Raw genomic sequence first — 21,597 nt, forward strand, 5'->3', positions numbered from 1 at the left:
TGTGATCGCGGTACCCGCCGCGCCCTCGCGAAACAGGGGCACGCGCGCAAAGATGAGGGGCATGCGTCACCTTTATCTGGATGGAGCCTGGCAGCCCTCCACGTCGGGCGAGAGCATTGACGTGATCAACCCGGCGACCGAGGAGCTGATCGACAGGGTGCCCGCCGGGACGCCCGCCGACGTCGAGGTCGCCGTGGCCGCCGCCCGCGAGGCCTTTCCCTCCTGGTCGGCGACGGCTCCCGCCGAGCGAGGCCGGATCCTCGCCGCCGCCGCCGGGCTGATACGAGAACGCTCCGACCAGATAGCCAGGATCATCGCCACGGACATGGGCGCGCCGTACGGCGTGGCGATGAGGGTGCAGACGCTGATGCCGGCCGGGGTGCTGGCCTCCTACGCCCAGCTGGCCGAGACCTACGACTTCGAGGGCGGGCAGGTCGGCAACTCCCGCGTCTTCAGGGAGCCGGCCGGGGTGGTCGCCGCCATCACCCCCTGGAACTACCCCCTCCACCAGGTCGTCTGCAAGGTGGGCGCCGCGCTCGCCGCGGGCTGCACCGTCGTGCTGAAGCCCAGCGAGGTGGCTCCGCTGGCGGCCTTCGCGCTCGCCGGGATCTTCGACGAGGTCGGGTTGCCAGCCGGGGTCTTCAACATGCTCAGCGGTTACGGCCCGGTGGTGGGTGAGGCCCTGGTCACCCACCCGGAGGTGGACATGGTGTCGTTCACCGGTTCCACCGGGGCCGGGCGCCGGGTCGCCTCGCTCGCGGCCGAGACGATCAAGCGGGTGGCCCTGGAGCTCGGTGGCAAGTCCGCCAGCCTGGTCCTGCCGGACGCGGATCTTCCGGCGGCGGCCAAGGCGACGGTGGCCAACGCCTTCCTCAACTCCGGCCAGACCTGCTCCGCCTGGACCCGCATGATCGTCCACCGGGACCAGTACGACGAGGTGGTCCGTCTCGTCGTCGACGCCGCGCGGAAGTACACGGTCGGCGATCCCTTCGACGAGGCGACCCGGCTCGGCCCGCTCGTGTCGGCGGCCCAGCGTGACCGGGTGATCCGCTACATCAACCGAGGCCAGGAGGAAGGTGCCCGGCTGGTCACCGGAGGCACCGACCGGCCGATGGAGCGCGGTTTCTACGTGGAGCCCACGGTGTTCGCCGGGGTGGAGCCGGGGATGGTGATCGAGCAGGAGGAGATCTTCGGCCCGGTCCTCACGATCATTCCCTACACCCGGGGTGAGGACGAGGCCGTCGCCATCGCCAACGGCACCCCGTACGGCCTGGCCGGTGCGGTGTGGGCGGGTGGCGAGCAGCACGCGGTCGAGGTCGCGCGACGGCTGCGCACCGGCCAGGTGGCGATCAACGGCGGTCAGTTCAATCCGCGAGCCCCCTTCGGCGGCTACAAGCAGTCGGGCCTCGGCCGCGAGCTGGGCGAGTTCGGCCTTGAGGAGTATCTGGAGATCAAGGCGATCCAGCTCTGAGGGCGCCGGGCGCGGCTGTCCGCGCCCGGCGGGCCCCGCCGGATCAGGGCGCCTGGAGCAGGACCTTCCTGGCGGCGTCCTTGGCCAGCCGGTCCACGTAGAGCATGCCGTCGAGGTGGTCGGTCTCGTGCTGGAAGCAGCGTGCCAGCAGGCCACGGGCCCTGAGCCGGATCGGCCGCCCCAGCCGGTCCAGGCCGCTTACCGTCACGCCGGCGGCCCGGGGCGTTCTGGCGTAGAGCGGGGTGCCGGTCTCGCGGCTGGGAACGGACAGGCAGCCCTCCTCGTCGAGGACCTCGGAGTCGTCGTCCACGGTCAGCTCAGGGTTGATCACGTGCCCCTTGCGGTTGCTGCAGTCGTAGACGAAGATCCTTTTCGACACGCCGATCTGCGGGCCCGCCAGGCCGACGCCCTGCGCGGCGTACATCACGTCGAACATCTCGTCGATCATGCGCCGCAGGTCGCGGTCGAACTCGGTGATCGGCTCGGCGGGCGTGCGCAGGACGGGGTCACCGACCACTCGGATGTCACGCATGTGGATTTCTCTCTTGTAAGGGTTGAGTGAGTATAGGGACTATTACTCTAGCCGGGGCCGGGTAAAGCCGCCCGCGCACACCTGCGAAACTGGGTGGGTGCGCGTCTACATCGGTGCCGACCATGCCGGCTATGAGCTCAAAAACCACATCGTCTCCTGGTTGAAGGAGCACGGCCACGATGTCGTGGACTGCGGTCCCTTCGTCTACGACGCGGAGGACGACTACCCGCCGTTCGTGCTGCGCGCGGCCCAGGGCGTCGTGGACGACCCGGGCAGCCTGGGGGTCGTCATCGGTGGCTCGGGCAACGGCGAGCAGATCGCGGCCAACAAGGTGCGCGGCATCCGCGCCGCCCTGGCCTGGAGCGAGGAGACCGCCAGGCTCGCCCGCGAGCACAACAACGCCAACGTGGTCAGCGTCGGCGCGCGGATGCACCCGGAGGAGGAGGCGACCCGGTTCGTCGAGGTCTTCCTCAACACCTCGTACTCCGGGGCCGAGCGCCACAACCGCCGGATCGCACAGCTCACCTCGTACGAGACCATCGGCCAGCTCCCGCCGCTGCCGTAGTCCTCACCGCCTGCGCGTGGGCTCCTTGCGGGGCGCCTCGTCGCGCAGCGGGCGGCGGTCCGCGCTGTCCTGCTGCTCCTGTGTCGGGCGCGAGACGTCTCGCGCCCGCATCGCGGTGATCGCGTTGATCTGCAAGCTCTGCAGTGCCATGCCGCAACCATAACCCGCCCGGCCCGTCCGGGCGGGTCCACTCCGGGCCCGGCCTGATCGGCGGGCCGGGCGGCCGTGGCCGTGGTCAGAAGATCGTGCCGCCCCAGGGGGCGGGACCCCACGACATCGCGGTGGACAGCTCCCGCAGGGCCCCCGCGCGCGACTCGCGTACCACCCCCGCCGCCAGCAGGGCCGCCAGCGGGCGCCCGCCCAGGTAGGCCGCGCCCAGCACGGAGACCGGCAGTGCCAGGTCGGCCGGATCGTCGCAGGGCACGCAGCGGGCGGCGGAGGTGTCGGCGGTCAGCCGCCAGCGGCGCGCGTTCCATGGGCAGACGTCGTCCTCGACGTCGATCACCACGTCCACGGGCGCGGAGTAGCGGCGGGCCGGAAGGGCCCGCTCGACGTCCACGACGCGGATCCACAGCTCGTCCAGCCAGCGCGCGTGGAGCATGCGGGGTTCGGCCAGCAGGTGGATCAGCGGGTCGTCCGAGGGACGGTTCCTGGCGGTGACGTGCGAGACCAGGTCGCGGTCCAGGACGTGCCGCCAGAGCAGTGCGTAGGCGGCGGGATCGAGACCGAACAGCTCCTTGATCTGCAGTTCGCCGTCGGGGACGTCGTCCTCGGTCCAGCTCTGCCTGATCCTGAAGAGCGCGTAGCCCCGCGGACCGGCGTCGTCCTCGACGATCACGGCGCGCAGCGGTCCGGCGCCGCCCTGGTCGGCCTCGTGGTCGGTCAGCGCCGAGTCCCAGCGCCCGGGGGTGCGGGCGTACAGTCCCGGACGCTCGTCGAGCGCCGACTCGTAGACCTTCTCGAAGGTGGCCCTGGCCTCCGCGGGCCTGACGACGCGCAGCCGCAGGCCCGGATCGACGGGGGCGTGCCGGGTGAAGGCCGTCTTCGCCGTGGGGATCCGGAAGACCAGGCTGTCCGCGGCCCTGCCGTAGCCGTAACGTCCGTAGATCGCGGCCTCGGAGGCGTAGAGCGCGGCGACCGCCTCACCCCGCTCGTGCAGGTCGGACAGCTGGCGGGTCATCAACGAGGAGAGGACTCCCCGGCGGCGATGGGAGGGCAGCACGCCGACGGCGGTGATGCCGCCGACCGGGATCGGGCCGCCGGGCACGGTCATGGTGAAACTGCACACCGCCGTGGTGCCCACCAGCAGATCGCCGTCGAACACCCCGAGCGAGCGGTCGAACTCGGTGACACCTCTGTACAGCTCCGCCCGGTGCGGGGGGACGGGAGCGCCGAACGCCTCCTCGTCGACGGTTATCCAACCTGACCACTCGGCTTCGGTGATCGGACGCAGGCTAAGAGTCATTTTTCACACGGTAGATGGGACAAACAGTTCCGGCCAGCTAATATCCGCGCTTAGTGATCAAGGCATTGGTCAAGTCGGCTGCCCAAATGGGGGATAGCCAGATACAGTCAGGCGCATCATGAGTTCCCGTCCGGTGCCGCTGCTTCCCCCGGCGCTCCGCGCGTTCCTGGTCCGCATCCCGCTTCTCGTCCCCATCGTGCGTCTGCTGCGCCGGGGCCCTCTGGCACGCGACAGAAACCTGCTCATCACGCTGATCCTGCTGACCCTGTTGATCGGTGTGCTGGCCGCGAGGGTCTCCATGGAGTGGTTCTCCCCGGCGCTCATGATCCCGATCACTCTGGTGGCCGGGCTTCAGCTCCGGCTGAACAGCCTTGTCAAGCTGCTGTGCGCGGTCGCGGCCTCGCTGGTCTACGTGGCCGTGGTGCGAGGGGTGGACTACATCGGCCCCGGCCTGCTGGTCACCTTCGGTTTCACCGCCGTGCTGGCCGCGCTGATGGCCCGTACCCGGGGCAAGCTCGGCGTGCAGGGCCTGCGCGGCGACGCGATGCTGCTGGAACTGCGCGACCGTCTCAAGAGCCAGAGCGACCTGCCCTCGCTGCCCAAGGAGTGGGGCTCCAAGGTGGTGCTCAAGCAGGCCGGAGGCTCCTCCTTCGGCGGTGACTTCCTGGTCTCCATCCGCGAGGGCGACACGATGGAGCTCGCCCTGGTCGACGTGTCGGGCAAGGGCGTCGACGCGGGCACCCGGGCACTGCTGCTGTCGGGCACCTTCGGCGGGCTGCTCGGCTCGGTCGACGACTTCCTGCCCGCCTGCAACACCTACCTGCACCGCCAGCGCGAGGCCGAGGGCTTCGTCACCGCGGTCCACCTGCGGCTCAACCTCGCGACGGGCGAGTACGTCATCACCTCGGCCGGTCATCCCCCGGTGGTCAAGTACGAGTCGGGCGCGGGAACGTGGCGGGTCTCCACGGCCAAGGGCGTCGTTCTCGGTGTCGTGCCCGACCTGCACTGCGAGGCGGACCAGGGGATGCTCCGCAAGGGCGACGCGCTCATGCTCTACACCGACGGCCTGATCGAGCAGCCGGGGCGCGACATCGACGCGGGCCTCGACCGCCTGCTGGGAGAGGCCGAGCGTCTGGTGCCCTCCGGGTTCCGCGATGGTGCCCGTAACCTGGTCACCTCCATGTCGGCGGGGCACAACGATGACTGCGCCCTCATCCTCATCTGGCGCCCCTGAGGTGTGAGAGGCGTCAGAGCCAACCGGAGTCGGCGGCGATGCGCACGGCGTCGAGACGGTTGCGGGCCTGGGTCTTGCACATGATCCGTGACAGGTGGTTGCGGACCGTTCCCACGGAGAGGAACAGCTGGTCGGCGACCTCGCCGGACCTGGCGCCCCGCGCGACCAGCCGGAGCACGTCGAGCTCCCGGCGGGTCAGGGGGTTGTCCGCCGACCTCAGGGCCGCCACCGCGAGTTCGGAGTCGACCGCGCGGCGGCCGGCCGCGACCCGGCGGACGCCGTCGGCCAGCTGCCCGGGGTCGGCCTCCAGGCTCATGAAACCGAGCGCGTGGGCGGCGAAGGCGCGGCGGACCTGGCCCGGGTTCGGGGCGCGGGAGAGCAGCAGGACACTGCAGCGGGGAGCCTCCTCATACAGCCGGAGGGCGGTGGTGAAACCGTCGGCCCCCGGCAGGTCGAGGTCGATGACCGCGGCCTCGGGCGCGTGCCGCAGCACGGCGGGGACGACCTCCTCGCCGTCGGCCACGTCGGCCACCACCCGCATGTCGCTCTCGCCCTCCAGCGAGGCCACCAGCCCGCGCCGTATCAGGGGTAGGTGTTCGGCAACCAAAATTCCGATCAAAACGCTCCGATCTCTCGTCCTCACCATCATCAAAGAGTGATTGTGTGATCGCTTAATGTCAATGAAATGTGGCCGATCGGCAAAGTGCCCGCACGTGACTCGATGAGGAACGGGGCCGTGAAGGCCGGATACTTCGGCTAATCTCTTATGGGGCATTGTCGGTGAAACCGCGATGGGAGTATGAACCTGTGAGCTGGCTCTCCGTGGTCGGAGTCGTTGTGTTCCTGGTGGGACTGATGGTGTCGATCGGGCTGCACGAGATCGGCCACCTGGTGCCGGCCAAGCTGTTCGGCGTCAAGGTCACCCAGTACATGGTCGGTTTCGGCCCGACGATGTGGTCGCGCCGCAAGGGCGAGACCGAGTACGGGATCAAGTGGCTCCCGCTCGGCGGCTACATCCGGATGATCGGCATGCTGCCGCCCCGGCCCACCGACGCCCCGGGCAAGGTGCGCTCGGTCTCCACCGGGCCGTGGCAGGGCCTGATCGAGAACGCGCGTGACGTGGCCCTGGAGGACGTGCAGCCGGGCGACGAGAACCGGGTGTTCTACCGCAAGCCCTGGTGGCAGAAGGTCATCATCATGTCCGGCGGTCCGGCGATGAACTTCGTGCTGGCGTTCATCCTGTTCGGCGTCGTGCTCATGGGGTTCGGCATCCCCGTGCAGAAGACCGAGATCGCCTCGATCCCGCAGTGCGTGAAGACCGCGGCCGACTACGCCAAGAACCAGGAGTGCACCGCGGCCGACAGGCCCAGCCCGGCCAGCGTGGCAGGGCTGAGGCCGGGGGACGTCATCGTGGCCGTGGCGGGCAGGCCCGCCGCGAGCTGGGACGCCGCGACGCGGGCCATCCGCGACCACGGCGCGGGGCCGATCGCGATCGGTATCAGGCGCGGGGGGCAGGAGCTGACCGTCAACGCCACCCTCATCGCCCAGGACCGCGAGTCGCTCGACGAGCCCGGCAAGATCGAAAAGGGCGTCGGATACCTCGGGGTCAGTCCGAAGATCGCCATAGAGCAGCAGAACTTCGGCGCCGTGACCGAGCACATGTGGGACCTCACCTCGGCCACCGCCTCCGCGCTGCTCAGGCTCCCTGAGAAGATGGTGGGCGTCTGGAACGCCGCCTTCTCCGGTGACGAGCGTGACAAGAACGGCCCGATCGGCGTCATCGGCGTCAGCCGCATCGGCGGTGAGATCGCCGCCTCCGCGATCCCGCTGGAGAACAAGATCGTCGTCTTCATCAACCTGCTGGCGGGCTTCAACCTGGCGATCGGCCTGTTCAACCTGATCCCGCTGCTCCCGCTGGACGGCGGCCACATCGCCGGTGGCCTCTGGGAGGGTCTCAAGCGCGGCTTCGCGCGCGTCGCCCGCCGCCCCACCCCCGGCCACGTCGACATCGCCAAGGCGCTTCCGCTCACGTACGCGATCGCCTTCCTGATGGTCATCATGGCGGGCCTGCTGATGTACGCCGATCTGGTCAACCCGGTCCGCCTGGCCGGCTGACCGTCTTCTGCCGGGGGGCGCCCGTCGCCCCCCGCAGGCGTTAGGGTGGCGCCGTGAACGAGGGGACGCCCGGAGCGGTGATCGATGTGGCCCTGTTTCGGCTCCGCCGGATCTGGTCGCGGCCACTGCGCGCGCGCAGGGCCGAAGAGCCGCAGCGGCCGGTGCACATGTCGAACGTCATGGTCGTGCATGCCGTGCACAAGCTGAGCCTGGACGTGCCCGAGGTGACCGTGGGTGCCGTGGCCGAGCAGTTGGACGTCGATCCCTCCACCGCCAGCAGGCTGGTCAACGACGCGATCGGCGCGGGGCTCGTGGAGCGCGAGGAGTCGGCCGTGGACGCCAGGCGGGCCAGGCTCGTGCTGAGCGAGCGGGGCCGCCGCGTGCTGGAGGTGGTGGTCCGCCACCGGCGCACCTACCTGGACGGCCTGATGGCCGACTGGGACGAGCAGGACCGCGAGGTCTTCGCCCGGCTCCTGGCCCGTTTCGCCGATGCCGCCATCGCCCGTCCGGCGAGCCCGGCCAACCTCGACCGGCTGATCGCCGAGACGCTGGCGGAGACCCCCGCCCCCAGCTGAGCCGCCCGCTGCCTGTCCGCCTGGTTTCCGGCAGGCCCTGCCTACTCCCCGGCGACCCCGTCGATCCGCTCGCGAATGATGTCGGCGTGGCCGTTGTGCCGGGCGTACTCCTCGATCATGTGGACGAGGATCCAGCGCAGTGACACGTCATGGCCGTGGCGTTGTGCCTTGCCCACGGTGTCGATGGGGAGCCCGGCGGACACCTCGCGAGAGTGGGCGATCTCCTCCCGCCAGCGGGCGAAGGCCTGCTCCGTCGTGGTCGTCTCCAGGGTGTCGAAGTCGCCGTCGGGATCGTCGTCGGAATAGTAGAACGGGCCGATGTCCTCACCGTTGAGGACGTTGCGGAACCAGTTGCGCTCGACCTCGGTCATGTGGCGGACCAGACCCAGCAGGGAGAGCGTGGACGGCTCGGCGGAGCGCAGGCGAAGCTGCTCGTCCGACAGCCCGGCGCATTTCACCGCCAGGGTCTCCCGGTGCCAGTCCAGCCAGGAGTGCAGCATGGTGCTCTCGTCGGCGATGAAGGGGGCGTCAACGCGCGTGTCGGTCATGGGGCCCAATCCTTTCGCCGCAGGTGGCCGTTGTCATGAGTTTTTCGCAGCCAGGCGGGCGCACGCCGGGTCCGCGAAGGTGCCGGCGACGAGTCGTGACGAGGGGGAGGGCTTGTCCCGGATGTAATCGTTTAATCGTAAGGTGACTCCGGTGAAGGTGATCGGGGGATACGAGCTCAGGCGTGAGCTGGGCCGGGGCGGTATGGGGGTGGTGCACCTCGCCACCACCCCGACCGGTGGCCTGGCCGCGGTGAAGGTGATCCACCCGGAGCTGGCCGGCGACCCGGCCTTCCGGCGGCGCTTCGACCGCGAGGTCACGGCGGCGCGCAGCGTGGCCAGGTTCTGCACCGCTCCCGTGCTCGACGCCGGGATCGAGGAAGGTGCCGCCTACCTCGTCACGGAGTATGTGAGGGGACCCGACCTGGCGCAGGCCGTACGCGAGCAGGGGCCGCTGACCGGCGCCAACCTGGAGGCGCTCGCGGTCGGGATCGCCACGGCGCTGCACGCCATCCACGGGGCGGGGGTGATCCATCGCGATCTCAAGCCGTCGAACGTGCTGCTGTCGCCGCTCGGCCCGCGCGTGATCGACTTCGGTATCGCCCAGCTCGTCGACCACCAGAGCCTGACCAGCCAGACGATCATGGGTACGCCCGCCTTCATGGCCCCCGAGCAGGTGCGCGGCGAGCCGCTGACGCCCGCGATCGACGTCTACGCGTGGGGCGGGATGATCGCGTTCGCCGGCACGGGACGGTTGCCGTTCGGCGGCGGCCCGCCGCCGGAGGTCCTCTACCGGATCCTCAACGAGGGGCCGAATCTCGATGGCCTCGACGAACGCATGCGCGCCGTCGTCGAGCGGGCCATGGCCAGGGATCCCGCGCGGCGGCCGAGCGCCCAGCAGTTGCTGGACGAGCTGATCGGCGGCCGGCCGACCCCGGCGACGGCAAGCCAGGTGGTCGAGCGTGCCTGGGCCGTCACCGGTGCGCCGGGCGCACCCGAGGGACCGGTCACCGCAGAGACACGGCCCGGAAGGGGCACCCGGCGGTGGCCGTGGATCGCGGGCGCCATCGCGCTCGTGGCGCTCCTGGCAGGCGGATGGACCGCCTACGCCGGCCTCGGCACACCGGCGCTGCCCTACCGTGCGGACTTCGCCGAATCCTGGGCCGTCGGCGTGTCCGACGGTGGCAGGGCCGAGCAGGACGGCGGGTCCTACCTGCTGACCGCGAATCCCGGCTGGCGGCTGTGGAAGTCGGCGCCCTTCTCCGCCGAGCCCGCCGAGGGCATCGTGGTCAGCTCCAGGATCCGGCTGGAGCGGGGCTCGGGGGAGTTCGGCGTCTGGTGCCACGGCGACGCGAGTACCGGTGACCGCTACGACTTCGCGGTCACCGGTTCGGGCAGCGCCTCGATCACCAAACGGCACGGCGGGCAGAGCACGGTCCTGCACGGGCCCGTACGGGTGAAGAAGTCAGCCGACAACCGGATCGTCGCCCAGTGCGAGCAGCGGGGGGACCGGGTCGCCCTGAGCATGTGGCTCAACGACGAACTGGTGAGCGAGGCCGCCGACACGCGGAACCCCTATGGCCCGGGGGACACCGGCGTCTACGCGGCGCCGGACACGGCCGAGCCCGTCCAGGTCAGGTTCCGCTCGTTCGAGCTTCGCCCGGCGAAGGGCTGAGCGGTGCGGTTCGGCGTGCTGGGACCGCTGCGGGTCCTTGACGGCGACCGTGACCTCACGCCCGGACCCGCCAAGCATCGGGCGCTGCTGGCCGCGCTGCTGCTGCGGCGAGGGCGGGTGCTGACCGTCGACCGGTTGATCGCCGAGGTGTGGGGCGAGGAGCCGCCGGCTTCGGCCGAGCCGGTGCTGCGGGTGTACGTGAGCGCGCTGCGCAAGGTGGTGGACGGAATCCGGACCGTGCCCGGAGGCTATCTCCTCGACGTCGACCCCGACCAGGTGGACGCGCACAGGTTCGAGCGCCTGGTGAGCGCCGGCAGGCGGGCCAGGGACGCGGGCAGGATCGCCGAGGCGGCCGACGAGCTGCGCGCCGCCCTGGCGCTCTGGCGGGGACCCGCGCTGGCCGGCATCGACTCGGGGCCGCTGCGGCTGGCCTATGCCGTACCGCTGGAGGAGTTGCGGCTCACCGCGCTCGAAGAGCGTGTCGAGCTGGACCTGGCGCTCGGCCGCGGTGCGGAGCTGACCGGGGAGCTGCGCGCGCTCGTGGCCGCGTACCCGCTGCGGGAGCGGGCATGGGGGCAGCTCATGCTGGCGCTCAACCAGGCGGGACGCAGGCCGGAGGCGCTGAGCGCCTACCAGGAGGCGCGGCGGCTGCTGGTCGACGAGCTCGGCCTGGAACCCGGTGCCGAGCTGCGGGAGGCGCACGAGCGGGTACTGGCCAAGGACGCGTCTCCGAGAGCCGTGCCGAACGAGATGCCGCCGGACGTCGTCGATTTCGCCGGGCGAGAGCGCGTGCTGGACTGGATCCGCGGGGCGGTGCCCACGGCCGGTAGCGCGCCCGTCCACCTGGTGCTGCACGGCCCGGCGGGAGCGGGCAAGTCCGCGATGGCGATCCACGCGGCCACCGCGCTCGATTTTCCCGACGGACGGCTTTACGCCTCGCTCAGGGCCAGGACGCCGGGCGCGGTGCTGGAGGACCTGCTGCGCTCGCTCGGCTGCCCGCAGGGGGCCGTGCCCACCGAGCCGGCCGAGCGGGCCCGTCTCTACCGCAGCATGGTGAGCGGGCGGCGGCTGCTGGTGGTGCTGGACGACGCGGTCGACGAGGCACAGGTGCGCCCGCTGCTGCCCACCGGGCCCGGCTGCCTGACGCTGGTGACCAGCCGCTCGCCGTTGCTCGGCCTGGAGGCGGCGCGCGCCTGCGAGCTTGACGTGTTCGATCCCGGCGAGTCCGTGGCGATGCTGGCCAGGGTGGTGGGCGAGCAGCGCGTGCGGGCCGAGCCGCAGGCGGCGGCGCGGATCGCGGCGCTGTGCGGCGGGCTGCCGCTGGCGCTCAGGATCGCCGGGTCCAGGTTGGCGCGGCGGCCGGACTGGACGCTGAAGCACCTGGCGGGACGACTTGAGGACGAGCGCGGCCGCCTCGACGAGCTCAGCGCGGGCGATCTGGCGGTACGGAGCAGCCTGGCGCTCGGCTACCACGCGCTCTCGGATCGGGAACGCCTGCTGCTGCGCCGCCTCGGTGCGCTGTCCGCGCCCGACTTCGCCCCGTGGGCGGCCTCGGCGGTCCTCGGCGCGCCCGCCGACCGGTTGCTGGAGGCGCTGGCCGAGGCGGGCCTGCTGCAGGTGCGCGGGCTCGACGCGACCGGCCAGGAGAGATACGGCTGGCACGATCTGACCAGGCTTTATGCCGCCGAGCGCCTGGACGGGGAGGAGGGCGAACCCGGGCAGGTCCTCGCCGTGGCCGGACGGGAGATCCTTGACCGCACCCGGCGGGCCAGGGCACTGCTCCTGCCCGCGGAGCCAGGCTCGGGCCAGACCCTGGCCCATCCGGCGGAGCAGGTCATGGCCCTTGCGACCACGCAGTTCAGGGAGTCGGCCCGCTGGCTGGCCGCCGAGCGGGGGTTCCTGGTCGCGACGGTCGCCGACTTCCATCGGACCGGCCTGGACGAGGCGGCCTGGCGGCTGGCCTTCTACCTGACGCCCTTCTTCGAGCTCGGCGCGCACCACGAGGACTGGCACATGGCCGCGGAGATCGGCCTGCGGGCCGCGAGGCGGATGGGCCACCGCCACGGCGAGGCGCTGCTGTTGCGGTCCACGGCAGACCTGCACCGGGTGCGGGGCCACCTGGTGGCGGCGGCCGAGGCCCTCCAGCGGGCGCTTCCGCTGGCGGAGGCGGGAGAGGTGGCACGTACCCGGCACCGGCTCGGCCTGGTCCACCTTGCCAGGGGGCGGCAGCAGGAGGCGGAGGCGTGTTTTGTGGCCTGCCTGACCGCGTTCTCGGCCGCGGGCGACCAGCGCGGCAGGGCCGATGCGTTGCGCGCCCTCGGCGGGTTGCGGCGTGCGGAGGACCTGCTCGTCAGGAGCCTCGCGGCCTATCGCGAGCTGGGTGATCCGCGCGGCGAGGCGGCCGTCTCGCTCGACCTCGCCGGGCTCCATCTGGACCAGCGGCGCCCCATCGAGGCGCGTGAGCGGGCCGAACGCGGTCTCGGTCTGCTCAGGCGGCTGGGGGATCGGCTGCCCGAGGCCGCGGGGCTGGTGATCCTGGCCAGGGTGGCCATGGCGGAGGGCCGGCCCGACGTCGCCCGCGGGGCCGCGGAGGAGGCGCTCGGTACGTTCCGCGAGCACGCGGACCGCAGGGGGGCCGCGCAGGCGCTACTGACCCTGGCCGCAGCTCTTTTGGACCTTGATGAGATAGATGGTGCAGTTGGTGCGATAACAAGCTCTATGGGAGAGTTTGACGTTCTCGGCGACCGGCATGGCCTCGCCGGGGCAGAAGAACTCGCCGGCGAGGTACGGCGCCGCCGCGGCCTGCGCCTTTAGCGCACTATGCGGATCCTGAAGGTGTCCTGCCTACGGTCGGGTTCGATTCGATCCATGACGGCTAGAGGTGGGACGCGTTGAGAAGAGGAATCACGCCGGCGGTGGCCGCGTCCGTGCTGGCGATCGTGCTGGCCGGTTGCGGGGTGCTTCCCGGGCAGCAGCGCGGCGGTGGTGGCGAGGAGAAGCAGGCCACCGGCTCCACCGAGCCCGTCGAATCCACCGACTCCGCAGAGCCTTCCGGGTCCGCCGAGCCTTCCGAAGCCGCCGGGGCCGCCGAGCAGCAGGCCGCGCCCGCCGAGCAGGGCGAGGTGATCGCCGATAGGGAGGTCAAAGCCGGTGGTGCCGACCTGACCGTGCAGATCACCGGTCTCAAGCGGCAGGGCCGGCTCTCCACGCTGACCTGGACGGTCACCAACAAGGGCGACGAGCGCTGGCAGATGAACAGCGACATGGGGGACACCCCCGGTGGCCTCGGCCTGACCGTGGCGGGGATCAGCCTGGTCGACCCGGTCAACGGCAAGCGGTACACCGTCGCGCGCACGGGCAAGTACCCCAGGGCCAAGTGCCTGTGCTCCGACTACGACGTGTTCACCGAGCCGGGCGAGGTGCTGCCGCTGCACGCCACGTTCGCCGCCCCGCCGCCGGACGTCACGAAGATCAATGTGGACCTCAAGGTGCTGGGCGTGTTCACCGATGTCCCGATCTCCTGAGCGTCTCGCGGTCCTCACGCTCGCGCTCACCCTGGTGGCGGGCCCGGCCGCGGTCGCGTGGGCGGATCCGGAGGACGCCGTGGCCGGAGTGGAGGACATCGTCGCCCCCGTCGAGGACGTCATCGCCGAGGTGGAGTCGCTCGACGGCGCCGAGAGCGAGTCCAAGCAGGGTGATCAGGTCACCGTGGCGCTCACCAGTGACGTGCTGTTCGCGCTTGACAAGGCCGCGCTGACGCCGCAGGCGCAACAGCGGCTGCGGCGGGTCGCCGAGCGGATCCAGGCCGACTCCGCGGGCGGGATGGTCAGGATCGAGGGGCACACCGACGACCAGGGGACCGACGCCTACAACGACGCGCTGTCCCTGCGGCGGGCGCAGGCCGTGCGGCAGGTCCTTGCGCAGCAGCTGTCACACGTGACCTTTCAGGCCGTGGGCTTCGGCGAGAGACGGCCCAGGGTGCCCAACGCCGTCCAGGGACGGCCGGTGAAGGAGAACCAGGCGAAGAACCGGCGGGTGGAGATCGTCTTCGACGCCAAGCGGTGATCCGAGCCCTGTCCGGCGCATCGGTGCGTCGGTGCGTCGAGATCCGATCCGTCACGGCGGCCGGTCTGTGGCTCGGGGCAGGACGTCGGGCAAAGGAACGGAAGGGGCCGCGTCCGACCTCGTTTCCTTCTCGGCCTGGCATGGGTGGCCAAGCACATCGGGGCGTGCTTGGCCACCCATGCGAGGGAGAACCGGCTCGGCCCGGCCGGACCTCCGCGAGCCCTGCGGTCAGGCGAGAGCGACGGCCCGCGGCTCGGAGCGCTGGTACGTCGAGATCTGATCCGTCATAAGCCCACGTACCGCCAGGGAAAGGTCACTTGCTGAAACCGGCCGTCAGGCCGCTGAGCAGCTGACGGCGGCCGACCACGTACAGGATCAGGAGGGGGAGCGTGGTCAGCACGACGGAGGCGAGTACGGCGGGCACGTTCACGCTGTACTGTCCCTGGAAGGTCCACAGCGCGAGCGGCAGCGTGCGCTTGTCGGGGCTCTGGGTGAGGATCAGCGGTAGCAGGAATCCGTTCCAGATCGTCAGCGCGTTGTAGATCGTCACCGTCACCACGGCCGGCAGGGTGAGCGGTAGGGCCAGGCGCCAGAGCGTCGTCATCTCGCCCGCGCCGTCCAGCCGCATCGACTCGAACAGCTCTTTGGGCACGTCACGGATGAAGTTGGCCAGGACCAGCACCGACAGCGGGATCGCGAAGGCGATGGACGGGAGGATCAGCGCCGTCAGCGAGTCGTAGAGGCGCAGCCGGATGATGATCAGGTAGATCGGGATGATGGTCGCCTGCAGCGGGATGGCCAGCCCCATGAGAAAGAGCGAGTTCACCCCGCGCAGGAAGCGGTGGGCGCCGCCCCGGACGATCGCGTACGCCGCCATGAACGCGACCGTGACCGCCGGGACGACCGCGCCGACGGTCACGATGAGGCTGTTGAGGAAGTACAGCGGGAAGTCGGACTCGATGACCATCTTGTAGTTGCCGAGGGTCGGCTCGGTAGGCGGCGCCAGCGGGTTGGTGGCGTAGTAGGTGCTCTGTGCCTTGAAGCTGGTGATGAGGATCCAGTAGATCGGCACGATCACGATCGCCAGCCACAGCCAGCCCGCGGCCCCGCCCAGCCAGTTGGGGCGTTCGCCGCCTGGACGCGGTCGGCGCCGGCGCGGTCCCGTTTCGGCCGCCGGGGTCCGCTTGAGCCCGGTCGTGTGGGTCAAGCCCATGGTCAGGCCCCTTCCATCTGGCTGGCTCCTGCGTCGCCGCCGCCGAGCCGGCGCAGGAGCAACGCCAGGGCGAGGCCCACGAGGACGAGGATGACGGCGATGGCACTGGCCGGTCCCATGAGGTTGGCCTGGAACCCGCGCTTGTACATGTCCAGGGCGAGCACCCGGGTGGCGTCGCCGGGACCGCCCGCGGTCAGCACGAAGATCAGGTCGAAGAAGGTCAGGGACCCGACGACCATGAGGGTGGAGGACGTGATGATCGTGTACTTGAGCTGCGGCAGCGTGATGCTGAAGAACTTGCGGACGCGGCCCGCGCCGTCCAGTTCGGCGGCCTCGTACATGGAGCGCGGGATCTGCCGTACGCCGCCCTGGTAGATCAGCGAGTGGAAGGGGATGAACTGCCACGACACCACGAAGATCACGACGCTGAAGGCGAGGAAGGGCTCGCCGAGCCAGTCCTGTGCGAGCAGCCCGATGTGCAGCCCGGCACCGAGCCCGAAGTTCGGATCGAGCAGTGCCTTGTAGGCGATGGCGACGGCGGCCGAGCTGAGCAGCAGTGGGATGAAGTACAGCACGGCCAGCAGCGCGCGATAGCGCTGGTGCCCGGCCAGGAACACCCCGATCAGGATGCTGATCGGCGTCTGAACCGCCCAGGAGGCGGCCATCACCAGCAACGTCACCCACAGCGCGTGCAGGAGGCCGGGGTCGCTGAGCACGGCCCACCAGCTGGTGAGCCCGGACATCTGGATGTCGCCGAGCCCGTCCCAGGACGTGAAGCTGAGGAACAGGACCCCGACCAGTGGAATTACCCCGAAGGCGACGAACACCGCCAGAGCCGGCACGGCCAGCCACGGGAGGACGCCGCCTCGGGCCTCTCGCGTGGCGGCCGGCGGCGTCCCCCTCCGGGCGGGGGTGGCGAACGCGCTCAACTGCCGATGACCGCGTTCATGTTGGACACGAACTGCTGCGGCGTGATCGACAGCTGGAACAGCTTGGCGATGTTGTCCAGCAGCACCTCGGCTGCGGTGGGGCTGAGCGCCTGGTCCCAGGACTGGGCGAACGACTTGGCGTTGCTGGCGATGCCGTAGACGAACTTCAGGAAGTCCGCGTCCTTGGCGGTGGCGAACGCGCTGTCGGCGCCGTTGACGATCGGCACCGCGCCGGTGCCGGCCCATTCCTTGACCTCCTCGTCACTGAGCACGGCGGTGGCGAAGAACTTCTTGGCGATCTCCTTCTGCTCGGCGGTCGCATTGGACGAGATCGACAGGTATTGGCCCGGGTTGCCGACGGTGTTGCTGGGGTCGCCCTTGCCACCCTCGACCGGCGGGAAGTTCATGTAGCCGAGGTGGCCGCCGGAGACGAAGTCACCGCCGTCGGTCGACATGCTGCCGTACGTCCAGCCGCCGTGCAGCATCATCGCGGCCTTGCCGGTGTACAGCAGGGCCTGGTCGGCGTTGGAGTCGGCCGTGATCGAGGAGAAGCCCTTGATGAACCCGTCCGCCTTGACGAGGTCCTGCAGCTTGGTCAGGGCGTCGAGGGCGGCGGGGTGGGACCAGGCGTCCTTCTTGCCGTCGAACACGGCCTGGAACACCTCGGGGCCGCCGATGCGGTCGAAGAGGAACTCCAGCCACATCATGTTCGTCCAGCGGGACTGGCCGCCAAGGGAGAACGGGGCGATGCCGGCGGCGTTGAACTTGGGGACCAGGGCCATGATGTCGCCCCACGACTCCGGCGGCTGCACGCCGACCTGGTCGAAGATTTTCTTGTTGTAGTACAGGACGATGGGCTGCATGGTCTCGCACGGCATCGCGTAGATCTTGCCGTCGATCGTGGCCGCCCCGAAGGAGGAGGGGAACAGCCGGTCCTTCACGGCGGCGTTCTGGGCGAACCACGAGGTGAGGTCCTCCACCTGGCCGGCCTGCACGTACGTGCGCAGGGTCCCGCCGCCCCAACCCCAGATGATGGTGGGGGCCTGGCCCGCCCCGATCGCCGTCTTGATCTTCGTCTTGTACGCGTCGTTCTGGAGGATCGTCCCGGTGATCTGCCCGTTGGGGTTGGCCTTGTTGAACCGCTCCACGGCCCGGGTGCGCACGCCCTCCTGTGGCTGGACCGCCAGGTACCAGTAAGTGGCCTTGGTCCCGCCGCCGCCGCCTCCGCCGCCCGCCGCGGTGGGGCCGGAAGTGCCACAGGCCGCCAGCGCGGCTCCCAGGGGGATGCCCATGGAGAGGGTGAGGAAGGTGCGGCGAGATGGTGTCGTTGACTCCACGCTGATCTCCGTATGTCGAATGCCGAGCTGGGCGCGGCTCCATGTGAAACATCAGTGGCGGTGGTCGTCGGTCGTGGATCAGCACCTCCGCTGCCAGGCATCCGCTCTTCTTGAGCCCAGCATGTCGAAACATTTCCGAAACAGGCCGCGTGGCACGCAAATTTAGATTTCCGATACTTGCCTGTCAAGGGGTGGCCTCATATCGGCATGAGCTTCGTATGTAAGGTACGTAAGGTACTCTCATCTGGGGCTTTTCCTGGTCATCTCAGATGCGCCAGGATTCGAGCAGGGCTACCGCAACACACCGAAAAGTTTCGGAAAGTTGTGCGGATGAGTTTTTCTTGAGGAGAGAGCAGATGACGGCGCTAGATGGGGCCTCCGCGGCGGGCCGGATCCTCCGTCCGTGGCAGGACCCGGCACTCCCCGTGGCCGACCGGGTCGACGCCCTCCTTGAGGAGATGACCCTGGAGGAGAAGATCGGCCAGCTCGGCAGCCGGTGGCTCGGCAACGACATGCAGGCCGACCAGGGCGGGGAGCACGAGGAGGAGGCCGAAGGCCCGGCGAACGTGGCCCCGATGCAGGACGTCTTCGCGGCCTCGGGGAGGGTGCCCTTCGAGGAGGCGATCCGCCACGGGCTCGGCCACCTGACGCGGGTGTTCGGCAGTGCTCCGGTGACCGCGGCGGAGGGCGCCGCGGAGGTGGTACGGCTGCAGTCCGAGGTGGTGAAGCATTCCCGGCTCGGCATCCCGGCGCTGGTCCACGAGGAGTGCCTGACCGGTTTCACCACTTACGGCGCGACCGTCTACCCGGCGGCCATCGCCTGGGGCGCGACGTTCGACCCGGACCTGGTAGAGCGGATGGCCGCCGCCATCGGGCGGGACATGCGCGCCGTGGGCGTCCACCAGGGCCTGTCGCCGGTGCTGGACGTGGTGCGCGACTACCGCTGGGGCCGGGTCGAGGAGACCATGGGTGAAGATCCGTACCTCGTCGCGATGCTCGGCGCGGCCTACGTGCGCGGCCTCGAGAGCGCCGGGATCATCGCCACGCTCAAGCACTTCGCCGGCTACTCCGCCTCCCGGGCGGCCCGCAACCACGGCCCGGTGCCGATGGGCCGGCGCGAGCTGATGGACATGATCCTGCCGACGTTCGAGACCGCCATCGTCGAGGGCGGCGCGCGTTCGGTCATGAACTCGTACTCCGACGTGGACGGCGTTCCCGCCGCGGCCGACTCGTGGCTGCTGACCGACCTGCTGCGCGACGAGTGGGGGTTCACCGGGACGGTGGTGTCGGACTACTGGGCGATCCCGTTCCTCGCGACGACGCACCAGGTCGCCGCGGACACCGACGAGGCCGGGGTGCAGGCGCTGACCGCGGGCATCGACGTCGAGCTGCCCGACACGCTCGGCTTCGGCCAGCACCTCGCCGGGCGGGTGCGGCGGGGCGAGCTGCCGGAGTCCCTGGTCGACCGGGCCGCCCGGCGCCTGCTCACGCAGAAGGTGCAGCTCGGACTGCTGGACCCGGACTGGACGCCGGAGAAGTCGGTGGCCGGGGCACGGGCCGTGGACCTGGACTCGCCGGCCAACCGGGCACTGGCCCGGGAACTGGCCGAGCGGTCGATCGTGCTGCTCGACGCGGGCACCGCGCTGCCGTTGCTCGGCGAGGGGCGTCCGGGGCCGCGCCGGGTGGCCGTGGTCGGCCCCTGCGCCGACGACCCGCACACGTTCATGGGCTGCTACGCCTTCCCCAACCACGTGCTGCCCCGTCATCCGGGGCTCGGGCTCGGCGTGGCCGCACCCAGCCTGCTCGACGCGCTGCGGGCCGAGCTGCCCGATGCCGAGCTGATCCACGAGCCAGGCTGCGACGTGCGGGGCGACGACCGCTCCGGCTTCGCCGCCGCACTCCAGGCGGCCCGTGAGTCCGACGTGTGCGTGGCCGTCGTCGGCGACCTGGCGGGGATGTTCGGGCTGGGTACGTCGGGCGAAGGCTGCGACGCCGAAGACCTGCGGCTGCCCGGCGTGCAGGAGGACCTGCTGGCCGAGCTGGCCGCCACCGGCACGCCGGTCGTGGTGGTCGTCGTCTCGGGCCGTCCATACGCGCTGGGCCGGGTGTCCGGGACGGCCGCCGCGCTCGTCCAGGCGTTCATGCCCGGCGAGGAGGGCGGGGCGGCCGTCGCCGGGGTCCTGTCCGGCAGGGTGCAGCCCAGCGGAAAGCTGCCGGTGCAGATCCCACGCGGCCCGGGCGGGCAGCCGGGCACCTACCTGCAGCCGCCGCTGGGCTCCAACAGCCAAGGCATCAGCAATCTCGACCCGACCCCGCTGTTCCCGTTCGGGTACGGCGCCTCGTACACCACCTTCGAGATCGACTCCTTGAGGATCAGCGACGCCGAGGTGCCCACCGACGGCGAGTTCACCGTGTCGGTGCGGGTACGCAACACCGGGGGCCGGGCGGGCGAGGAGGTCGTCCAGCTCTTCCTGTACGATGTGGTCGCCCAGGTCACCCGACCGGTGCGGCAGCTCACCGGGTTCGCCCGGGTCCGGCTGGAGCCCGGCGCGAGCGCTCTGGCGACCTTCACCGTGCCCGCCGACCGGACCGCGTTCACCGGGCGCGACCTGCGGCGTATCGTCGAACCGGGGGACCTTGAGGTGCTCGTGGGCACGTCGGCGTCCGACCTGCCCTGCCGGGGTCACATACGATTGACCGGCCCGCTGCGTCACGTCGGCCTGGGCCGCCGACTGGTCACCCGCGTGGATGTGGAACCGACACCGGGCTCTTCCGCCACACAGCAGGGAGGAACAGATGCCGGCCAGTCCTAAACGGGCCACGCTGGCCACGGTCGCGGCCTCGGCGGGCGTGTCGGTCGCGACCGTGTCGAAGGTGCTCAACGGCCGAGGTGACGTCTCCCCGGTGACCCGCTCCCTCGTGGAGTCGTTGCTGGAGCAGCACGACTACGTCGCGCCGCCGCAGCGCCGCCGGGGCGACGCGGCCGTGCTGGACACGATCGAAGTGGAGCTGGACGCCGATCTCAACGCGTACTCGACCGAGATCGTCCAGGGCGCTGTGCAGGCCGGGGCCGAGGTCGACGCGGCGATCGTGGTGAGCATCCGGACGAACGCCGACCGCGCCGGAGCCTGGGCGCGCGGCCTGGTCACGGCCGGACGGCGGGCCCTGATCGCCATCACCAGCGAGTTGACCGCCGGGCAGCTCGCCGCCCTGTCCCGCGTGCGGTTGCCACTGGTCGTGATCGACCCGCTGAACCTGCCGCAGACCAGGGGGGTCACCAGTGTCGGCTCGACGAACTTCGCCGGAGGCCTGGCCGCGACGCAGCACCTGCTCGCGCTCGGACATCGGCGCATCGCCTACCTCGGCGGCCCGGCCACCGCCGCCTGCAACCAGGCTCGGCTACACGGCTACCGCGCCGCCATGGAGGCCGCAGGCGCTTCGGTTCCTCCGGGTTACGTACGGGCGGGGCACTTCCGCTACCAGGAGGGTGTGACGGGCGGCGCGGCCCTGTTCGACCTGCCCGAGGTCCCCACTGCCATCTTCACCGGCTGCGACGACATCGCGCTCGGCGTGCTGGAGGCGGCCAGGGCGCGAGGGTTGCGCGTGCCCGAGGACCTCAGCATCGTCGGCTTCGACGACACCCAGGTCGCCTGCATGGCCTCGCCCCCGCTGACCACCGTGCGCCAGCCGCTGCGAGAGATGGGCGGCGTCGCCGTACGCACGGCCCTGCGCCTGGCGGCAGGCGAACGAGTCGACTCCCACCACGTCGAACTCGCCACCGAACTGGTGGTACGCGGTTCCACCGCCCCCGCCCCACCCGAGGACTCCACCGGCCGCAACTGACCTGCTTACGGCCGCCCACCGGGGTAGTGCGTG

At 70.7% G+C, this 21,597-nt stretch carries 19 protein-coding genes; 11 read left to right on the forward strand and 8 right to left on the reverse strand.

The window, feature by feature from the left end:
- The first annotated feature begins 61 nt into the window (after positions 1 to 61).
- On the forward strand, positions 62 to 1,471 hold the full coding sequence (locus tag ABZ260_RS03580; protein WP_355612463.1) for an aldehyde dehydrogenase family protein: 1,410 nt from the start codon (positions 62 to 64) through the stop codon (positions 1,469 to 1,471).
- A 43-nt stretch (positions 1,472 to 1,514) separates the two neighbouring features.
- Here ABZ260_RS03580 and def read toward each other — a convergent pair whose 3' ends face one another.
- Positions 1,515 to 2,003: a peptide deformylase gene (def, locus tag ABZ260_RS03585; protein ID WP_350929719.1), complete on the reverse strand. Its 489-nt coding sequence runs from the start codon at positions 2,001 to 2,003 to the stop codon at positions 1,515 to 1,517.
- A gap of 97 nt (positions 2,004 to 2,100) precedes the next feature.
- On the opposite strand from def, the gene ABZ260_RS03590 reads away from it, so the two are divergent.
- Entirely contained in the window at positions 2,101 to 2,568 is a 468-nt protein-coding gene (locus ABZ260_RS03590; RefSeq protein WP_350929718.1) for a ribose-5-phosphate isomerase, read from the forward strand.
- A 3-nt stretch (positions 2,569 to 2,571) separates the two neighbouring features.
- On the opposite strand, the gene ABZ260_RS03595 is transcribed toward ABZ260_RS03590, so the two are convergent.
- Both ABZ260_RS03595 and ABZ260_RS03600 read right to left on the reverse strand, forming a co-directional pair.
- Positions 2,572 to 2,718, reverse strand: a complete 147-nt coding sequence (locus ABZ260_RS03595) for a hypothetical protein (RefSeq protein ID WP_350964245.1) — start codon at positions 2,716 to 2,718, stop codon at positions 2,572 to 2,574.
- Positions 2,719 to 2,803: 85 nt separating this feature from the next.
- Positions 2,804 to 4,033 (reverse strand): GNAT family N-acetyltransferase, encoded by a 1,230-nt coding sequence (locus ABZ260_RS03600; RefSeq protein WP_355612466.1) that lies wholly within the window; start codon positions 4,031 to 4,033, stop codon positions 2,804 to 2,806.
- Positions 4,034 to 4,151: 118 nt separating this feature from the next.
- Here ABZ260_RS03600 and ABZ260_RS03605 point away from each other — a divergent pair, with 118 nt between their 5' ends.
- Positions 4,152 to 5,267 carry a PP2C family protein-serine/threonine phosphatase gene (locus tag ABZ260_RS03605; RefSeq protein ID WP_355612469.1) on the forward strand — a complete coding sequence of 372 codons (1,116 nt, stop codon included), beginning with the start codon at positions 4,152 to 4,154 and terminating at the stop codon, positions 5,265 to 5,267.
- A 13-nt stretch (positions 5,268 to 5,280) separates the two neighbouring features.
- On the opposite strand, the gene ABZ260_RS03610 is transcribed toward ABZ260_RS03605, so the two are convergent.
- A complete protein-coding gene (locus ABZ260_RS03610; RefSeq protein ID WP_355554677.1) occupies positions 5,281 to 5,874 on the reverse strand; it encodes a response regulator transcription factor in 594 nt (197 codons plus the stop codon).
- Positions 5,875 to 6,074: 200 nt separating this feature from the next.
- Here ABZ260_RS03610 and ABZ260_RS03615 point away from each other — a divergent pair, with 200 nt between their 5' ends.
- The gene (locus tag ABZ260_RS03615; protein WP_355612472.1) at positions 6,075 to 7,382 is read left to right on the forward strand and encodes a M50 family metallopeptidase; all 1,308 of its coding nucleotides are present in this window, start codon (positions 6,075 to 6,077) and stop codon (positions 7,380 to 7,382) included.
- Positions 7,383 to 7,435: 53 nt separating this feature from the next.
- Positions 7,436 to 7,957 carry a MarR family winged helix-turn-helix transcriptional regulator gene (locus tag ABZ260_RS03620; RefSeq protein WP_355554673.1) on the forward strand — a complete coding sequence of 174 codons (522 nt, stop codon included), beginning with the start codon at positions 7,436 to 7,438 and terminating at the stop codon, positions 7,955 to 7,957.
- A gap of 41 nt (positions 7,958 to 7,998) precedes the next feature.
- Here ABZ260_RS03620 and ABZ260_RS03625 read toward each other — a convergent pair whose 3' ends face one another.
- Positions 7,999 to 8,505, reverse strand: a complete 507-nt coding sequence (locus ABZ260_RS03625) for a DinB family protein (protein ID WP_355612475.1) — start codon at positions 8,503 to 8,505, stop codon at positions 7,999 to 8,001.
- 151 nt (positions 8,506 to 8,656) lie between these two features.
- Here ABZ260_RS03625 and ABZ260_RS03630 point away from each other — a divergent pair, with 151 nt between their 5' ends.
- The 4 genes from ABZ260_RS03630 (at position 8,657) to ABZ260_RS03645 (ending at position 14,242) form a co-directional block, all read left to right on the forward strand.
- Complete coding sequence (locus ABZ260_RS03630; protein WP_355612477.1) at positions 8,657 to 10,177, forward strand: protein kinase; 1,521 nt, start codon at positions 8,657 to 8,659, stop codon at positions 10,175 to 10,177.
- A 3-nt stretch (positions 10,178 to 10,180) separates the two neighbouring features.
- Positions 10,181 to 12,991, forward strand: coding sequence for a BTAD domain-containing putative transcriptional regulator (locus tag ABZ260_RS03635; RefSeq protein ID WP_355612480.1), 2,811 nt, complete (start codon positions 10,181 to 10,183; stop codon positions 12,989 to 12,991).
- 77 nt (positions 12,992 to 13,068) lie between these two features.
- Positions 13,069 to 13,701, forward strand: coding sequence for a hypothetical protein (locus tag ABZ260_RS03640; RefSeq protein WP_355612483.1), 633 nt, complete (start codon positions 13,069 to 13,071; stop codon positions 13,699 to 13,701).
- Positions 13,685 to 14,242, forward strand: a complete 558-nt coding sequence (locus ABZ260_RS03645; RefSeq protein ID WP_355612486.1) for an OmpA family protein — start codon at positions 13,685 to 13,687, stop codon at positions 14,240 to 14,242. Before ABZ260_RS03640 ends, ABZ260_RS03645 begins: the two co-directional genes overlap by 17 nt.
- Positions 14,243 to 14,555: 313 nt before the next feature.
- Here ABZ260_RS03645 and ABZ260_RS03650 read toward each other — a convergent pair whose 3' ends face one another.
- The 3 genes from ABZ260_RS03650 to ABZ260_RS03660 are packed head-to-tail and all read right to left on the reverse strand — an operon-like array spanning position 14,556 to position 17,721.
- Entirely contained in the window at positions 14,556 to 15,455 is a 900-nt protein-coding gene (locus ABZ260_RS03650; RefSeq protein ID WP_355612489.1) for a carbohydrate ABC transporter permease, read from the reverse strand.
- A gap of 2 nt (positions 15,456 to 15,457) precedes the next feature.
- On the reverse strand, positions 15,458 to 16,384 hold the full coding sequence (locus tag ABZ260_RS03655) for a sugar ABC transporter permease (RefSeq protein WP_355612492.1): 927 nt from the start codon (positions 16,382 to 16,384) through the stop codon (positions 15,458 to 15,460).
- Positions 16,381 to 17,721 carry an extracellular solute-binding protein gene (locus ABZ260_RS03660; RefSeq protein ID WP_355612495.1) on the reverse strand — a complete coding sequence of 447 codons (1,341 nt, stop codon included), beginning with the start codon at positions 17,719 to 17,721 and terminating at the stop codon, positions 16,381 to 16,383. Before ABZ260_RS03660 ends, ABZ260_RS03655 begins: the two co-directional genes overlap by 4 nt.
- A 356-nt stretch (positions 17,722 to 18,077) precedes the next feature.
- Here ABZ260_RS03660 and ABZ260_RS03665 point away from each other — a divergent pair, with 356 nt between their 5' ends.
- Positions 18,078 to 20,534 (forward strand): glycoside hydrolase family 3 N-terminal domain-containing protein, encoded by a 2,457-nt coding sequence (locus tag ABZ260_RS03665; protein ID WP_355612498.1) that lies wholly within the window; start codon positions 18,078 to 18,080, stop codon positions 20,532 to 20,534.
- Positions 20,518 to 21,564 (forward strand): LacI family DNA-binding transcriptional regulator, encoded by a 1,047-nt coding sequence (locus ABZ260_RS03670; RefSeq protein ID WP_355612501.1) that lies wholly within the window; start codon positions 20,518 to 20,520, stop codon positions 21,562 to 21,564. Before ABZ260_RS03665 ends, ABZ260_RS03670 begins: the two co-directional genes overlap by 17 nt.
- The last annotated feature ends 33 nt before the right edge of the window (positions 21,565 to 21,597 follow it).

It is taken from the genome of Streptosporangium sp. NPDC006013 (assembly GCF_040614275.1).
Taxonomy (GTDB): domain Bacteria; phylum Actinomycetota; class Actinomycetes; order Streptosporangiales; family Streptosporangiaceae; genus Streptosporangium.

Coding starts and splice junctions, on each gene's coding strand:
- ABZ260_RS03580 (WP_355612463.1), top strand. CDS start 62: ATGCGTCACCTTTATCTGGATGGAGCCTGGCAGCCCTCCACGTCGGGC.
- def (WP_350929719.1), bottom strand. CDS start 2,003: ATGCGTGACATCCGAGTGGTCGGTGACCCCGTCCTGCGCACGCCCGCC.
- ABZ260_RS03595 (WP_350964245.1), bottom strand. CDS start 2,718: ATGGCACTGCAGAGCTTGCAGATCAACGCGATCACCGCGATGCGGGCG.
- ABZ260_RS03600 (WP_355612466.1), bottom strand. CDS start 4,033: ATGACTCTTAGCCTGCGTCCGATCACCGAAGCCGAGTGGTCAGGTTGG.
- ABZ260_RS03605 (WP_355612469.1), top strand. CDS start 4,152: ATGAGTTCCCGTCCGGTGCCGCTGCTTCCCCCGGCGCTCCGCGCGTTC.
- ABZ260_RS03625 (WP_355612475.1), bottom strand. CDS start 8,505: ATGACCGACACGCGCGTTGACGCCCCCTTCATCGCCGACGAGAGCACC.
- ABZ260_RS03645 (WP_355612486.1), top strand. CDS start 13,685: ATGTCCCGATCTCCTGAGCGTCTCGCGGTCCTCACGCTCGCGCTCACC.
- ABZ260_RS03650 (WP_355612489.1), bottom strand. CDS start 15,455: ATGGGCTTGACCCACACGACCGGGCTCAAGCGGACCCCGGCGGCCGAA.
- ABZ260_RS03665 (WP_355612498.1), top strand. CDS start 18,078: ATGACGGCGCTAGATGGGGCCTCCGCGGCGGGCCGGATCCTCCGTCCG.
- ABZ260_RS03670 (WP_355612501.1), top strand. CDS start 20,518: ATGCCGGCCAGTCCTAAACGGGCCACGCTGGCCACGGTCGCGGCCTCG.